Origin of the sequence: Klebsiella sp. CN_Kp088, assembly GCF_040064335.1 — a bacterium.
Classification (GTDB): Bacteria; Pseudomonadota; Gammaproteobacteria; order Enterobacterales; family Enterobacteriaceae; genus Klebsiella; species Klebsiella aerogenes.
Genome location: NZ_JBEAIQ010000022.1, coordinates 1 through 15,229 on the forward strand (window position 1 = coordinate 1; position 15,229 = coordinate 15,229).

12 protein-coding genes are annotated in these 15,229 nt (G+C 56.6%); 7 read left to right on the top strand and 5 right to left on the bottom strand.

Annotated features, from left to right (window positions below; all coding sequences use genetic code 11):
• Positions 1–113 precede the first annotated feature (113 nt).
• Positions 114–812, top strand: coding sequence for a hypothetical protein (locus ABLV08_RS11975; protein WP_348855897.1), 699 nt, complete (start codon positions 114–116; stop codon positions 810–812).
• Positions 813–840: 28 nt separating this feature from the next.
• Here the strand turns inward: ABLV08_RS11975 and degS are convergent, their stop codons facing one another.
• From degS to zapG, 3 genes are all read right to left on the bottom strand, one after another.
• Positions 841–1,899, bottom strand: a complete 1,059-nt coding sequence (gene degS / locus ABLV08_RS11980) for an outer membrane-stress sensor serine endopeptidase DegS (RefSeq protein WP_047080093.1) — start codon at positions 1,897–1,899, stop codon at positions 841–843.
• An 87-nt stretch (positions 1,900–1,986) separates the two neighbouring features.
• Positions 1,987–3,354 carry a serine endoprotease DegQ gene (gene degQ, locus ABLV08_RS11985; RefSeq protein ID WP_015369479.1) on the bottom strand — a complete coding sequence of 456 codons (1,368 nt, stop codon included), beginning with the start codon at positions 3,352–3,354 and terminating at the stop codon, positions 1,987–1,989.
• 173 nt (positions 3,355–3,527) lie between these two features.
• Positions 3,528–3,926, bottom strand: a complete 399-nt coding sequence (gene zapG / locus ABLV08_RS11990; protein ID WP_015369480.1) for a Z-ring associated protein ZapG — start codon at positions 3,924–3,926, stop codon at positions 3,528–3,530.
• A gap of 190 nt (positions 3,927–4,116) precedes the next feature.
• Between zapG and zapE the strand changes: the two genes are divergently transcribed.
• From zapE to ABLV08_RS12020, 6 genes are all read left to right on the top strand, one after another.
• Entirely contained in the window at positions 4,117–5,247 is a 1,131-nt protein-coding gene (zapE, locus tag ABLV08_RS11995) for a cell division protein ZapE (protein WP_015703612.1), read from the top strand.
• A gap of 247 nt (positions 5,248–5,494) precedes the next feature.
• Complete coding sequence (gene rplM / locus ABLV08_RS12000; RefSeq protein WP_002918559.1) at positions 5,495–5,923, top strand: 50S ribosomal protein L13; 429 nt, start codon at positions 5,495–5,497, stop codon at positions 5,921–5,923.
• Between the two features lie 15 nt (positions 5,924–5,938).
• Positions 5,939–6,331: a 30S ribosomal protein S9 gene (rpsI, locus tag ABLV08_RS12005; protein ID WP_000829818.1), complete on the top strand. Its 393-nt coding sequence runs from the start codon at positions 5,939–5,941 to the stop codon at positions 6,329–6,331.
• 309 nt (positions 6,332–6,640) lie between these two features.
• Positions 6,641–7,279 carry a stringent starvation protein SspA gene (gene sspA / locus ABLV08_RS12010; RefSeq protein ID WP_015369483.1) on the top strand — a complete coding sequence of 213 codons (639 nt, stop codon included), beginning with the start codon at positions 6,641–6,643 and terminating at the stop codon, positions 7,277–7,279.
• A 3-nt stretch (positions 7,280–7,282) separates the two neighbouring features.
• Positions 7,283–7,780 carry a ClpXP protease specificity-enhancing factor gene (gene sspB / locus ABLV08_RS12015; protein WP_015369484.1) on the top strand — a complete coding sequence of 166 codons (498 nt, stop codon included), beginning with the start codon at positions 7,283–7,285 and terminating at the stop codon, positions 7,778–7,780.
• A gap of 120 nt (positions 7,781–7,900) precedes the next feature.
• Entirely contained in the window at positions 7,901–8,596 is a 696-nt protein-coding gene (locus tag ABLV08_RS12020) for an N-acetylmannosamine-6-phosphate 2-epimerase (RefSeq protein ID WP_032712589.1), read from the top strand.
• A gap of 63 nt (positions 8,597–8,659) precedes the next feature.
• On the opposite strand, the gene gltD is transcribed toward ABLV08_RS12020, so the two are convergent.
• Together gltD and gltB are read right to left on the bottom strand one after the other, a co-directional pair.
• Positions 8,660–10,078: a glutamate synthase subunit GltD gene (gene gltD, locus ABLV08_RS12025; RefSeq protein ID WP_015369485.1), complete on the bottom strand. Its 1,419-nt coding sequence runs from the start codon at positions 10,076–10,078 to the stop codon at positions 8,660–8,662.
• Between the two features lie 9 nt (positions 10,079–10,087).
• Positions 10,088–14,548 carry a glutamate synthase large subunit gene (gene gltB / locus ABLV08_RS12030; RefSeq protein WP_015703611.1) on the bottom strand — a complete coding sequence of 1,487 codons (4,461 nt, stop codon included), beginning with the start codon at positions 14,546–14,548 and terminating at the stop codon, positions 10,088–10,090.
• Positions 14,549–15,229: the final 681 nt, after the last annotated feature.

Consider the following 15,229-nt stretch of genomic DNA (forward strand, 5'->3'; position numbering starts at 1 on the left):
CGCCACCGGGGAGAGGTTCCCGGATAGCGGCTGGCGCCTTATCCGGGCTACCGGTGATCCCATAGCCCGGCCGGGCGCCGCGCGAGCCGGGAATTTTCCCTGAGGAGGCTTTGATGAATGAAACCGTAGCATTACGTCCTGGCAGCAGGTCATCGGCAAAAGAGGGGGTCATTGATGACACCCTGGCATCGCTGGAGGAGCTTGAACAACTACACCTGGCTCTGTATCTGCTGGCGCATCCGTCAATCGACTGTGGCAACCATGATTTCTTTGTCTGTTGTTATGACGCAGGTGTACAGCATGCGCAGATCGGCGTGGCTGAAACGATAGCGGCGTTGCTGGGTTCGCTGACGCATGAGCGGCAAAGGAGCGGCCTGCTTTGCGCCGCCGCCGGGCATCTGGATGCGCTGCGCCAGCCGCTGACGCATAATCGTTTATGCGATCTGGCCGGGCAGATGTGCGCCAGCGTGGCGCAGGCTGATAGTGAATCACGCAGTGGTTTCTACAGCGTACGCAGTATCTCGCTGCCGGTGTATCGACGATTGTTGCGGGACAACCATTCGCACAGCGTTTGCTTACAACAGTCGCTGCTGCATTTGCTGGCCTGGAAGAGTGAATCGCCGTGGGCGCGGCAGCAGGCGCAACGGCTGCTGTGGCAGGGCGGGGTTCTCGGCGAGAGAGGGGAGTTCGCGTTACTGACGCTGGATGATGAACTGCGGGAGCGGCAGATCCGCTGGCCATCGTTGCGGTCGTTACTGGCGGTGACCGGGTTTCTGGCCAGATTCCCGGCGGGACTGCTGTTTGTTGATTAATCGCGCTCCGATAACGGAGCGCTAATCTTTAATTTGTCGCCGGATATTCCTGTACCGCCACGTGCAGGGTGATTTTCTTATCATCACGCATGATGACCACCGGGATTTCTGAACCCGGGCGAATTTCTGCGACCTGGTCCATGGTTTCCAGCGCCGAGATCGCCGGTTTATCGTTCACCGAGATGATCACATCATTGGCGCGGATCCCGGCCTGCGCCGCTGGGCCGTCAGGTGCGACGTCATTAACGACGATCCCCTGGATCTGATCCATGCCGCCGCTCTGCGCATGCATCGGCGCGATCTCGCGGCCGCTGATCCCGATGTAACCGCGGATCACCCGGCCGTCGCGGATCAGTTTATCCATGATTTTGGTCGCCAGCTGGAACGGGATGGCAAAGCCGATCCCTTCCGGCGTTTCGCCGTCATTGCTCTTATCAAACGACAGGGTGTTAATACCCATCAGTTCACCCAGCGAGTTGACCAGTGCGCCGCCGGAGTTGCCGTGGTTGATAGAGGCGTCGGTTTGCAGGAAATTCTGTCGCCCGGTGGGGTTCAGGCCGATACGACCGGTCGCGCTGATGATACCCTGGGTGATGGTTTGCCCAAGGTTATACGGGTTGCCTATCGCCAGTACCACATCGCCGATATGTGGAACGCGTTTCGGGTTAATCGGGATAACCGGCAGGCCGCCGCTGGCGTTTATTTTGAGCACCGCCAGGTCAGTCAGGGTATCGGAACCGACCAACAGGGCTTCAAATACCCGTCCATCCTGCAAGGCGATGATTATCTGATCGGCATCGTTGATGACGTGCTTGTTGGTGAGGATATATCCGCGTTGGTCCATGATAACGCCGGAGCCGAGCGTCAGCTGGTTATGGCTGGTGCTGTTCAGCGCGCGGTTATAGACGTTGACCACCGCCGGCGCGGCGCGTCTTACCGCAGCATTATAGCTGGCGGGCGATTCGTCAGCGGTATCGCTCGGCGTCGCCGACGAGAGCTGCCACTGGCGCAGCGAAGGCATCGCCGCCAGCAGGATGCCGCCGACGATTAAACCGATAAGGACTGAACGTAAAAGCTTTCCTGGCATGATGCGAATATCGTTAATTAATGGGCAGGCGCAGCATAGCATGACTTATCCGGACATCGCACGACGCGCGATGTCCGGATGCAGCCGTCAGCGTAGCAGCAGATAAATGCTTTCGTTACCGCGCAGCACATTCAGCGCGATGACGGCCGGTTTGGTTTCCAGCACTTTACGTAGCTCGGCGATGGAACGCACGCGCTGGCGGTTGAGGCCGATAATGAGATCGTCTTTATGCAGGCCAACCTGAGCCGCCGCGCTGCCTTTATCGACGTTATCGATGCTCACGCCCTTAGTGCCGTCTTTTAACTGGCCATCGCTTAGCGCCGCTCCCTGCAGGGCCGGGATAATCAGCTCGGCGCTGGCGGTGGAGGAGGTGCTCTTATCCAGCGTGACCTCGACGTCCAACGGTTTGCCGTCGCGCAGTAGCCCCAGTTTTACTTTTGTGCCAGGGGCGGTAGTGGCGATACGCGAGCGCAGCTCGGCGAAGCTGCTTAGCGGCTTGCCGTTCATGCTGACGATAACGTCACCGGATTTAATCCCAGCTTTTGCGGAGCCTGAATTGGCCAGGACTTCGCTTACAAAGGCGCCGCGCTGAGCGTTGATATTCATCGCTTTGGCGATATCCGCGCTCATTTCCATGCCTTTAATGCCCAACAGGCCGCGTTTGATTTCGCCGTATTGAATAAGCTGATCGGCGAGGGTCTTCGCCATGTTGCTCGGGATGGCGAAGCCGATACCGATGCTGCCGCCGCCCGGCGCCAGAATGGCGGTATTGATGCCGATAAGCTCGCCGTTGAGATTCAGCAACGCGCCGCCGGAGTTGCCGCGGTTAATTGAGGCATCGGTCTGAATAAAGTTTTCCAGCCCTTCGAGATTAAGGCCGCTACGACCCAGCGCGGAGATGATGCCGGAAGTAGCGGTTTGCCCGAGGCCGAAGGGGTTGCCGACGGCAACGGCGAAATCGCCGACGCGTAGCTTGTCGGAATCCGCGATGGCGATTTGCGTTAAATTGCTGGGTTTTAAAACCTGCAGCAGGGCGATATCGCTCTGTTCGTCGCTGCCGACCAGTTTGGCATCGAACTCGCGGCCATCGTTCAACTGAATGCTGATTTTCTGCGCCTGGCTTATTACGTGGTTGTTGGTCAGCACGTAGCCTTTGGCGGCGTCGATAATCACCCCTGAACCGAGGCCTTCAAACGGCTGCGCCTGCTCTTGCGGCGCGTTGTCGCCGAAGTATTTTTTCAGCTCTTCCGGCATATTCTGCACCGGCGAGGCGGTGCCTTCTACCTGCACGCTGACCACCGCAGGCAATACTTTTTCCAGCATCGGCGCGAGGCTCGGTAGCGCGCCCTGGCCTGGAACCTGGGTCGGCAGTGATGCCGCCGCCGGAGGCAGGACCGACAACGATAATCCAATGCTTAACGCTAACGCACTCAACAGCAAAGTCTGTTTCTTCATTAGATGCTGGCTCTCGTAACCTGAGGTGTATGGAAAATACGTCTGAATGGTTTGATGTTATTGAATTTTCGACCGGCTAACAATGCGGTCCGTGCTTAAATTGTAGCTGGGATGCAGGGGGAAGACGGGCGCGGAAGGCGCGCCCGGTAAATATTTTTACGCAGACAGCGGGATCAGTCGCGTTTCGCGCCACCGCGCAGTAGGCCGGATGCGCCTTCAGAATAATCGCGCGGCATCTGTACCGGCGCCTGATCGTTGCTGGCTTCGGACTCCGCCAGGCGATTGCGGAACGGATTGGCGTCCGCCATTGCGTCCGGCAGCAGGCTGCTGGAGCTTTTTGCCATGTGCTGATACAGCTGACGGTAGTCATCCGCCATGTTGTCCAGCAGTTCTGCGCTGCGCGCAAAATGGCTGACCAGCTCTTCGCGATACTCTTCAAGCTCTGCTTTATTCTTTTCCAGTTCGAACTGCAGCGCTTGTTGCTGACGCAATTTGCGGTTACCAAAACGCATGGCGACGGCACCGATGATGATACCGACGACTAATCCAATTAGCGCGTATTCCCAGGTCATGAACATCTCCCGTTGTTTTGTGGTTCCGTAGGGTGGCTGTTAGGCTCTCCGCCTGCGCCCGATAGTGCCACTATAACCGCTAATTCCACAGAAGTGGAATCCTGGCGTATCATCGCGTACTGTAGAACCGCCTTTTTTTCGTCAATCGTGGGCCACGGCGCCACGGTTTTCAAGGAATAACAATAAGATCATGCAAAGCCTGTCCCCAACATCGCGTTACCTTTTAGCTCTCAAAGAGGGCAGCCATCAACCCGACGACGTGCAACAAGAAGCGGTCAGCCGCCTCGATACCATCTATCGTGAACTGCAGGAAAAACCTGTAGCCGCAGCGCCTGCGGGCGGCGGGCTGCGGGCGAAATTCAGCAAGCTGCTTGGCAAACGCGAACCGGCGGCGGAAGCGACCGCCGTACGCGGCCTGTATATGTGGGGCGGCGTTGGGCGCGGCAAAACCTGGCTGATGGATATGTTTTATCAAAGCCTGCCGGGCGAGCGTAAACAGCGCCTGCATTTCCATCGCTTTATGCTGCGCGTACACGAAGAGTTAACTACCTTGCAGGGGCATAGCGACCCGCTGGAAATCGTTGCCGATCGCTTTAAAGCGCAAACCGATGTGTTGTGCTTTGACGAGTTTTTTGTCTCCGACATCACCGATGCCATGCTGCTCGGCGGCTTAATGAAAGCGCTGTTCTCGCGTGGGATTACGCTGGTTGCTACCTCAAACATCCCGCCGGACGAGCTCTACCGCAATGGTCTGCAGCGCGCGCGTTTCCTGCCGGCGATAGACGCCATCAAACAGCATTGCGACATTATGAACGTCGATGCGGGTATTGATTACCGCCTGCGCACATTAACCCAGGCGCATCTGTGGCTGTCGCCGCTCAATGGCGAGACCAGCCAGCAAATGGATAAACTCTGGCTGGCGCTGGCGGGAGCCAAACGCGAGCAGATGCCGACGCTGGAAATTAACCACCGGCCGCTGCCGACGTTAGGCGTGGAAAACCAGACTTTGGCGGCGTCGTTCGACACGCTATGCGTGGATGCGCGCAGCCAGCATGATTACATCGCGCTGTCACGCCTGTTCCATACCGTGATGTTGTTCGATGTGCCGGTGATGACGACGCATCTTGAGAGCGAAGCGCGGCGCTTTATCGCGCTGGTGGATGAATTCTACGAACGTCACGTAAAACTGGTGGTTAGCGCGGCGGTGCCGCTGTATGAGATCTATCAGGGCGAACGCTTGAAGTTTGAGTTCCAGCGCTGTTTATCGCGCCTGCAGGAAATGCAAAGCGAAGAGTATCTGAAACAACCGCACATGCCCTGAATCCAGCCTTCTTCTCACATTGAGAAAAACCTGCTGCAAATCACATAAAGGGGTCGATCTTTGGCCCCTACTTCTCTATAATCTTGCGACCCCACGTTACGAGAAGGTTTTTTTTCCCGAAATCTTCTATGTGCTGGCATAGGCTATTCGAAGGGGTAGGTTTGCCGGACTTTGTCGTGTGAACCTCAACTGACTAAACGTTTGGGTGTTCACCAACGTGTAACTTATTTATTTGGGTAAGCTTTTAATGAAAACTTTTACAGCTAAACCAGAAACCGTAAAACGCGACTGGTATGTTGTTGACGCGACCGGTAAAACTCTGGGCCGTCTGGCTACTGAACTGGCTCGTCGCCTGCGCGGTAAGCACAAAGCGGAATACACTCCGCACGTTGATACTGGTGATTACATCATCGTTCTGAACGCAGAAAAAGTTGCTGTAACCGGCAACAAGCGCGAAGACAAAATGTACTACCACCACACCGGCCACATCGGTGGTATCAAAGAAGCGACCTTTGAAGAGATGATTGCCCGCCGTCCTGAGCGTGTGATTGAAATCGCGGTTAAAGGCATGCTGCCAAAAGGCCCGCTGGGTCGTGCTATGTACCGTAAACTGAAAGTTTACGCTGGTAACGAGCACAACCACGCGGCACAGCAACCGCAAGTTCTTGACATCTAATCGGGATTATAGGCAATGGCTGAAAATCAATACTACGGCACTGGTCGCCGCAAAAGTTCCGCAGCTCGCGTTTTCATCAAACCGGGCAACGGCAAAATCGTAATCAACCAGCGTTCGCTGGAACAGTACTTCGGTCGTGAAACTGCCCGCATGGTAGTTCGTCAGCCGCTGGAACTGGTCGACATGGTTGAGAAACTGGATCTGTACATCACTGTTAAAGGTGGTGGTATCTCTGGTCAGGCTGGTGCGATCCGTCACGGTATCACCCGCGCTCTGATGGAGTACGACGAGTCCCTGCGTTCTGAACTGCGTAAAGCTGGCTTCGTTACTCGTGACGCTCGTCAGGTTGAACGTAAGAAAGTCGGTCTGCGTAAAGCACGTCGTCGTCCGCAGTTCTCCAAACGTTAATTGTTTTCTGCTCACGCAGAACAATTTGCGAAAAAACCCGCTTCGGCGGGTTTTTTTATGGATAAAACGGCTGTTATCCACAAAGAAATGGTCTGTTCTTACCACTTTTTCAGCATTTCCAGAATACCCTCACCACAACGTCCGCAAAATCTGGTAAACTATCATCCAATTTTCTGCCCAAATGCTGGTGGTTGTTCATTTTTTAGTTAATCAATGAACATATCGTCGCCGTGCGAATGGGGTTTATACATCTGGCTGGCCATGCGTGGTCGGCAGCAGTAAAAATTCTGAATATACCTGGAGGTTTTCATGGCTGTCGCTGCCAACAAACGTTCGGTAATGACGCTGTTTTCTGGTCCTACTGACATCTATAGCCATCAGGTCCGCATCGTGCTGGCCGAAAAAGGTGTCAGTTTTGAGATAGAGCACGTGGAGAAGGATAACCCGCCTCAGGATCTGATTGACCTCAACCCGAATCAAAGCGTCCCGACGCTGGTGGATCGTGAGCTCACTCTGTGGGAATCCCGCATCATTATGGAATACCTGGATGAGCGTTTCCCGCATCCGCCGCTAATGCCGGTTTACCCGGTGGCGCGTGGTGAAAGCCGTCTGTACATGCAACGTATCGAGAAAGACTGGTATTCGCTGATGAATACCATCCAGACCGGTACCGCGGCCCAGGCTGATGCCGCTCGTAAGCAACTGCGTGAAGAACTGCAGGCGATTGCGCCGGTCTTTACTCAGAAGCCTTACTTCCTGAGCGACGAATTCAGCCTGGTCGATTGCTACCTGGCTCCGCTGCTGTGGCGTTTGCCGGTTCTCGGCGTAGAACTGGTGGGTGCTGGCGCGAAAGAGCTTAAGGGCTATATGACTCGCGTCTTCGAACGTGATTCTTTCCTCGCTTCTTTAACTGAAGCCGAGCGTGAAATGCGCCTCGGCCGGGGCTAAATAATGGATGTCTCACAGCTGACGCCGCGTCGCCCGTACCTGCTGCGGGCGTTCTATGAGTGGCTGCTGGATAACCAGCTGACTCCGCACCTGGTCGTCGATGTGACGCTGCCAGGCGTTCTCGTGCCGATGGAGTACGCTCGCGACGGCCAAATCGTTCTGAATATTGCGCCGCGTGCGGTGGGCAATCTGGAACTGGCGAATGACGAAGTGCGCTTTAATGCTCGCTTCGGCGGCGTACCGCGCAACGTTTCCGTGCCGCTGGCTGCGGTACTCGCTATCTATGCCCGTGAGAACGGCGCAGGAACGATGTTTGAACCTGAAGCGGCCTATGACGAAGATGTCAGCAGCCTCAACGATGATGACGTCGTGTCTGAGAGCGAAAACGAAACGGTGATGTCGGTGATTGATGGCGATAAGCCGGATAATCACGATGACGATCCTGACGACACGCCACCGCCGCCGCGCGGTGGTCGTCCGGCGCTGCGCGTTGTGAAGTAATGCCTGACAGGCCCTCCGGGGCCTGTTTTTTTTGCCTGTCTGCTTTGTTAACCCCGCCACACATCACGCGTCCTGCCGCTGGTACTGTTAATGCTACACGTATCCGTCCAGAGAGCAGGAATGTCTTTATTTGAACAACTAAATTCGCGCATACGCCATCATGGCGGACTCATCGTCTCCTGTCAGCCGGTACCCGGCAGTCCGCTTGATGACCCGCAGATTGTCGCCGCAATGGCGCTTGCGGCAGAGCAGGCGGGGGCCGTGGCGCTGCGCATTGAAGGTCTGAACAACCTACATACCGTCCGTCCGTTAGTGACGGTGCCCATTATCGCTCTGATTAAGCGCGATCTGCCTGATTGCCCAGTGCGTATTACTCCATGGTTGGAAGATATCGACGCGCTGGCGCAGGGCGGAGCAGATATTATTGCCATTGACGGTACGCAGCGTCAGCGTCCAGCGTCGGTATCGGCGCTATTGGCGGAAATTCATCATCAGGGAAAAGTGGCGATGGCGGATTGTTCGTCTCAGGCCGATGCCCTGCAGTGCTGGCAGCTGGGCGCAGAGATCGTCGGCACCACTCTTTCAGGCTATACCTCAGAAGAGACGCCGGATGAGCCCGACCTGGCGCTGGTGAAAAGCCTGAGTGCCGCGGGCTGCAGAGTGATCGCCGAGGGGCGCTACAATACGCCAGCGCAGGCGGCTGAGGCGATGCGCCACGGCGCGTGGGCAGTTACCGTCGGTTCAGCGATAACCCGCTTAGAGCATATCTGCGGTTGGTATAATGCGGCGTTGAAACAAGCCGTTTCCAATCGATGAAGCATAAAAAAAGCCCGGTGGCGTTAACCATCGGGCTTTTCTGTGTTGAGACTCAGGGTCTAATCAGACTTCAAGATAGTTGAGGATCCCGTCCGCCGCTTTACGGCCTTCGGCAATCGCCGTTACCACCAGGTCTGAGCCGCGAACGATATCGCCGCCGGCAAAGATTTTCGGGTTGCTGGTCTGGAACGCGTTGTCGCTGCCTTCCGGGGCGATGATGCGGCCCTGAGAATCCAGCTCGACGCTATGTTTCGCCAGCCATTCCATGCTGTGTGGACGGAAACCAAACGCCATCACCACCGCGTCTGCCGGCACCACGTGCTCGGAACCGGCGACGATTTCCGCGCGACGGCGGCCTTTCGCATCCGGCTGGCCCATTTCGGTACGCGCCATTTTCACGCCGCACACTTTGCCGTTGGCATTCACTTCCACGCCCAGCGGCTGGACGTTGAACTGGAATTCGACACCCTCTTCACGCGCGTTTTTCACTTCGCGTTTGGAACCCGGCATGTTTTCTTCGTCACGACGATAGGCGCAGATAACGTGCGCCGCCCCCTGACGAACCGAGGTCCGCACGCAGTCCATCGCGGTGTCGCCGCCGCCGAGAACCACCACGCGTTTGCCTTCCATACTGACGAACGGTTCGTGCGCCGTTTCGCCAAAGCCCATGATCTGTTTGGTGTTGGCGATAAGGAACGGCAGTGCGTCATACACGCCGTTGGCATCTTCGTTTTCCAGTCCGCCGCGCATGGACTGGTAGGTGCCCACGCCCAGAAATACGGCATCGTACTCTTTCAGCAGATCGTCGAGTTGGACGTCACGGCCCACTTCGGTATTGAGCCGGAACTCAATCCCCATGCCGGTGAAGATCTCACGGCGGCGGGTCATCACCTCTTTTTCCAGCTTAAACGCCGGGATGCCGAAGGTCAGCAGACCGCCGATTTCCGGATGACGATCGAAAACGATCGCCTTTACGCCGTTACGGGTCAGCACATCCGCGCAGGCCAAGCCTGCCGGACCGGCGCCGATAATGGCGACGGTTTTACCAGTTTGCTTCACGCCGGACAAGTCCGGACGCCAGCCCATCTCAAACGCCTTATCATTGATATAGCGCTCAATGTTGCCGATGGTTACCGCGCCGAACTCATCGTTCAGGGTACAGGAACCTTCGCACAGCCGGTCCTGCGGGCAGACACGTCCGCAGACTTCCGGCAGGGTGTTGGTCTGATGCGACAGTTCGGCCGCTTCAAAAATACGCCCCTCGTTGGCCAGTTTCAGCCAGTTAGGGATGTAGTTGTGCACCGGACATTTCCATTCGCAGTACGGGTTGCCGCAGGAGAGGCAGCGATCTGCCTGCGCCTTGGCCTGGCCTTCTGAAAACGGCTCGTAAATTTCTACAAATTCAATTTTACGGATCTTCAGCGGTTTCTTTGGCGGATCAACGCGCTGCAGGTCGATAAATTGGTATACGTTCTGACTCATCTTAACCCCTTACTGCGCCTGCACCCGCAGCTCAGCTGCGGAACGACTACGGTGACCCAACAGTGCTTTAACATCGCTGGACTTCGGTTTAACCAGCGCAAACTTCGCTGCGAAGGCCGGCCAGTTGGCGAGGATCTCTTCGCCGCGCTGCGAACCGGTAAGCTGGACGTGTTCGGTAATTAAGCCACGCAGGTGCTCCTCATGGATAGCCAGCGTGTCCACGTCCAGAACTTCCACCAGTTCGGGGTTAACGCGTTTACGGAAGTCGCCATCTTCATCCAGGACGTAAGCAAAGCCGCCGGTCATACCTGCGCCGAAGTTCACGCCGGTTTTCCCCAGGATACAGACGATGCCGCCGGTCATGTATTCACAGCCGTTGTCGCCGATGCCTTCCACCACGGTGATGGCGCCGGAGTTACGTACCGCAAAGCGTTCGCCCGCGCGTCCTGCCGCGTACAGACGACCGCCGGTCGCGCCATACAGACAGGTGTTGCCAATGATGCTTGCTTCATGGCTACGGAAGGCGGAGCCGACCGGAGGACGAATCGACAGCAGACCGCCCGCCATGCCTTTACCCACGTAGTCGTTGGCGTCGCCGGTCAGGTGCAGCTCAACGCCGCCGGCGTTCCAGACGCCGAAGCTCTGGCCCGCGGTACCGCTAAAGTGGGCGGTAATCGGGTCGGCGGCCAGCCCCTGGTCGCCGTGAGTCTGGGCGATATAACCGGACAGCGACGCCCCAACGGAACGGTCAGTGTTGCGAATATCGAACCAGAACGTTTTGCTCTGTTTGTTATCCACATACGGCTTCGCCTGCTGCAGCAGCTGCGCGTTGAGCACGCCGTTATCGAACGGCGGGTTGCTCTCGGTGCAGTACAGCGCCTTGCCTGGCAGCGGCTCAGCGGTTTCCAGCAGTTTGCCGAGCTCCAGTTTCTGCTGTTTCGCCGTAAAGCCTTCCAGTTCTTTCAGCAGGTCGGTGCGGCCGATCAGGTCCACCAGACGCTTCACGCCCAGCTGCGCCATCAGCTCGCGGGTTTCGCGGGCGATGAATTCAAAGTAGTTGGTCACTTTGAATGGCAGGCCGTGGTAGTGGTTCTTACGCAGTTTGTCATCCTGGGTCGCCACGCCGGTGGCGCAGTTGTTCAGGTGACAGATACGCAGGTATTTACAGCCCAGCGCGACCATCGGGCCGGTGCCGAAGCCGAAGCTTTCCGCGCCAAGGATCGCCGCTTTGATGATATCGAGGCCGGTTTTCAGGCCGCCGTCTACCTGCAGGCGAATTTTATGACGCAGGCCGTTGGCGACCAGCGCCTGCTGGGTTTCCACCAGGCCAAGTTCCCACGGACAGCCAGCATATTTCACCGATGAGAGCGGGCTCGCCCCGGTGCCGCCATCGTAGCCGGCGATAGTGATTAGGTCTGCGTAGGCTTTCGCCACGCCGGTGGCGATAGTGCCGACACCCGGTTCGGAAACCAGTTTGACGGAAATCATCGCCTTCGGATTGACCTGCTTGAGGTCGAAAATCAGCTGCGCCAGATCCTCGATAGAGTAAATATCGTGGTGCGGCGGCGGGGAGATCAGCGTCACGCCAGGTACCGAATAACGCAGTTTGGCGATATAAGGCGTCACTTTGTCACCCGGCAACTGTCCGCCTTCACCGGGTTTCGCGCCCTGGGCGACTTTAATCTGGATCACGTCGGCATTCACCAGGTAGGCTGGGGTAACGCCGAACCGACCTGAAGCCACCTGCTTAATACGCGAGACTTTGTTGGTGCCGTAGCGCGCAGGGTCTTCGCCGCCTTCACCGGAGTTGGAGAAGCCGCCGATGCTGTTCATCGCTTCCGCCAGCGATTCATGCGCTTCCGGGCTCAGCGCGCCGATCGACATGGCCGCGGTATCGAAGCGTTTAAACAGCTCTTTCGCTGATTCCACTTCATTGATGCTTATGGCTTCATCGCCTGGGTTGAGCGCCAGCAGATCGCGCAGCGTGGCTGCCGGGCGTTCGTTAACCAACTTCGCGTATTCCTGATAATCACGGTATTCGCCGCTCTGAACCGCCTGCTGCAGGGTGCGAACGACGTCCGGGTTGTAGGCGTGATATTCGCCGCCGTGGACATATTTCAGCAAACCGCCCTGAGCCAGCGGTTTACGCGCCAGCCATGCGCGTTTCGACAGATTCAGCAGGTCCTGCTGGAAGTCGTCGAAACCGGCGCCGCCGATGCGGCTCACTACGCCCTGGAAGCAGAGGTCGGCCACGTCGCGATGCAGACCGACCGCTTCGAACAGCTTCGAGCAGCGGTAGGAGGCGATGGTCGAGATCCCCATCTTCGACATGATTTTGTACAGGCCTTTGTTGATGCCGTTACGGTAGTTCAGCATCACCGTACGGTATTCTTTATCGATAGCTTTGCTATCCACCAGCTTCGCCAGGGTTTCATAGGCAAGATATGGATAGATAGCCGTCGCGCCAAAGCCCAGCAGCACCGCAAAGTGGTGCGGATCGCGGGCGCTGGCGGTTTCGACGATGATGTTAGCGTCGCAGCGCAGGCTCTTATCGACGAGGCGCGTCTGGATGGCGCCAACGGCCATCGGCGCCGGTACCGGCAGACGGTCTTTCGCGATGTTGCGGTCGGACAGCACCAGCAGTACGGTGCCGTTACGTACCATCTGTTCCGCTTTATCGCACAGCGCTTTTACCGTCTCGGCCAGCGTGGTTTCGTTGGCATCAAAGGTAATATCCAGGGTGTCGGCGCGATAATGCTCCTCTTCCATGGTGGTCAGTTGTTTAAAGTCGGAGTACAGCAGGATCGGCGATTTGAAGCTCAGGCGGTGCGCCTGGCCTTCCGCTTCGCAGAAGACGTTCATTTCACGGCCGATGCTGGTGGCCAGCGACATCACGTGCGCTTCACGCAGCGGATCGATCGGCGGGTTTGTCACCTGGGCGAACTGCTGGCGGAAATAATCATAAATGATACGCGGCTGGCTGGAGAGCACGGCGAATGGGGTATCATCGCCCATCGAACCGACCGCTTCCTGGCCGTTTTCCCCCAGGACGCGCAGGACGGAGTCCAGCTCTTCGGCGCTGTAGTTAAACTGTTTCTGGTAGCTGGCGAGCGTGTCATCATCCAACTGACGGCTGCCGACTTCTTCTTCCGGCAGGTCTTCGAACGGCACCAGACGGCGGACGTTTTTCTCCATCCACTCTTTGTACGGATGGCGGCTTTTTAGATCGTTATCGGTTTCCGCCGAGTGCAGAATGCGCCCGCTGCGGGTATCGATGACCATCAGCTCGCCAGGCCCAACGCGGCCTTTTTCCATCACCTCATCAGGCTGGTAGTCCCAGATACCGACTTCAGACGCGCAGGTGATGAGTTTGTCTTTGGTGATGACGTAGCGCGCCGGACGCAGACCGTTACGGTCGAGGTTACAGGCGGCGTAGCGACCGTCGGACATGACGATGCCCGCCGGGCCGTCCCACGGCTCCATATGCATGGAGTTAAAATCGAAGAACGCGCGCAATTCCGGATCCATGTCCGGGTTATTCTGCCAGGCTGGCGGTACCAGCAGGCGCATCGCGCGGACGATATCCATCCCGCCTGCCAGCAGCAGTTCCAGCATATTATCCATCGAGCTTGAATCAGAGCCGGTTTCGTTGACGAACGGCGCGGCGTCATGCAGATCGGGGATCAGCGGAGTCTGGAATTTATAGGTACGGGCGCGGGCCCACTGGCGGTTACCGGTGATGGTATTGATTTCACCATTGTGCGCCAGATAGCGGAAAGGCTGCGCCAGCGGCCAGCGCGGCACGGTATTGGTGGAGAAGCGCTGGTGGAACAGGCAGATGGCGGATTCCAGACGCAGGTCCGCGAGGTCCAGGTAGAAGCGCGGCAAATCCGCCGGCATACATAGACCTTTATAGATATTAACCAGGTTCGACAGGCTACAAACGTAGAAATCTTTGTCTTCCTGCAGGCGCTTTTCAATGCGGCGGCGCGCGATGAACAGACGGCGTTCCATATCGCGCGGACGCCAGCCTGCCGGCGCGTTAACAAAAATTTGTTCAATACGAGGCAGCGAGGAGAGGGCGATTTCACCGAGCACGCCTTCATTGGTTGGCACATCGCGCCAGCCAACGATAGACAATGTTTCGCGTTGCAGCTCTTCTTCAACGATACGGCGCGCAGCGCTTGCCAGCTCGGGGTCTTTATTCAGGAACAGCATCCCGACGGCGTAGTTTTTGGCTAAGCGCCAGCCGCGCTCTTCCGCCACAATCCGGAAGAAACGATCGGGTTTTTGTAACAGCAGGCCGCAACCGTCGCCGGTTTTACCATCGGCCAGGATCGCGCCGCGGTGCTGCATTCGGGCCAGTGCGTGTATAGCGGTGCGCACTACCTTGTGGCTAGGTTCGCCTTCTATGTGGGCGATCAGGCCGAAACCACAGTTATCCCGCTCAAGGGATTTGTCGTACAACATATCAGTGAACCTCCCCAGGCTCTACGGGACGCCCCCTTAATCGATTGCGCGCAAGGCACAGCAAGAGCATGGCGACGGGGTAAGGGCATCTTTGCCTACCTCGCATTCGCCCTCTTTAAATCCTTTTCGCATCGGTACACAAGTTTGAGGACTTGCTATTAAGAGGGAATCTCAATTACTGCATAAATATGATGAGCAGAGCGCTCATCCAGAAAGCTTCCAGCGGATTCCCAACTTAGCGAGAATCCACACTTACGTCAAATGGCAATCTTATTTATACAAAAGTGTGCTAAGAGGTGTTTAATTTTATGATTTTAAAAAGAATTGTTGTTTTTTTAAAGGCATATAAACTCTCAGGGATGCGTAATCTAGTGTGATCTGTCTCACTATATCCGTAGCCTAAGATTACCTTTCTGTGCTGAATTGTATTTTTATGGCGGAATATTTGACTGCTGGTTGTCTTAATGGCAGGAAATAAAACTGTTTTTTGCTGCGACAAAGATAATTGAAACTCAGCATTGAAGTATAAGTAAATGTTATTACCGCGGGTGTGAATGAAACCGCGTTTATTTTGATTTAATATGCAATGAGGTAAGCGGCCGCGCTGACGATTGATCCAGGTCATCGCCGTCGGAGGCTAAAAATGGCAGGCTTGGCCCCTTTCTTGAGGCCGGTCTATCA

Coding starts and splice junctions, on each gene's coding strand:
- gltD (WP_015369485.1), bottom strand. CDS start 10,078: ATGAGTCAGAACGTATACCAATTTATCGACCTGCAGCGCGTTGATCCG.
- zapE (WP_015703612.1), top strand. CDS start 4,117: ATGCAAAGCCTGTCCCCAACATCGCGTTACCTTTTAGCTCTCAAAGAG.
- degS (WP_047080093.1), bottom strand. CDS start 1,899: ATGCCAGGAAAGCTTTTACGTTCAGTCCTTATCGGTTTAATCGTCGGC.
- sspA (WP_015369483.1), top strand. CDS start 6,641: ATGGCTGTCGCTGCCAACAAACGTTCGGTAATGACGCTGTTTTCTGGT.
- sspB (WP_015369484.1), top strand. CDS start 7,283: ATGGATGTCTCACAGCTGACGCCGCGTCGCCCGTACCTGCTGCGGGCG.
- ABLV08_RS11975 (WP_348855897.1), top strand. CDS start 114: ATGAATGAAACCGTAGCATTACGTCCTGGCAGCAGGTCATCGGCAAAA.
- zapG (WP_015369480.1), bottom strand. CDS start 3,926: ATGACCTGGGAATACGCGCTAATTGGATTAGTCGTCGGTATCATCATC.
- rplM (WP_002918559.1), top strand. CDS start 5,495: ATGAAAACTTTTACAGCTAAACCAGAAACCGTAAAACGCGACTGGTAT.
- degQ (WP_015369479.1), bottom strand. CDS start 3,354: ATGAAGAAACAGACTTTGCTGTTGAGTGCGTTAGCGTTAAGCATTGGA.
- ABLV08_RS12020 (WP_032712589.1), top strand. CDS start 7,901: ATGTCTTTATTTGAACAACTAAATTCGCGCATACGCCATCATGGCGGA.
- gltB (WP_015703611.1), bottom strand. CDS start 14,548: ATGTTGTACGACAAATCCCTTGAGCGGGATAACTGTGGTTTCGGCCTG.
- rpsI (WP_000829818.1), top strand. CDS start 5,939: ATGGCTGAAAATCAATACTACGGCACTGGTCGCCGCAAAAGTTCCGCA.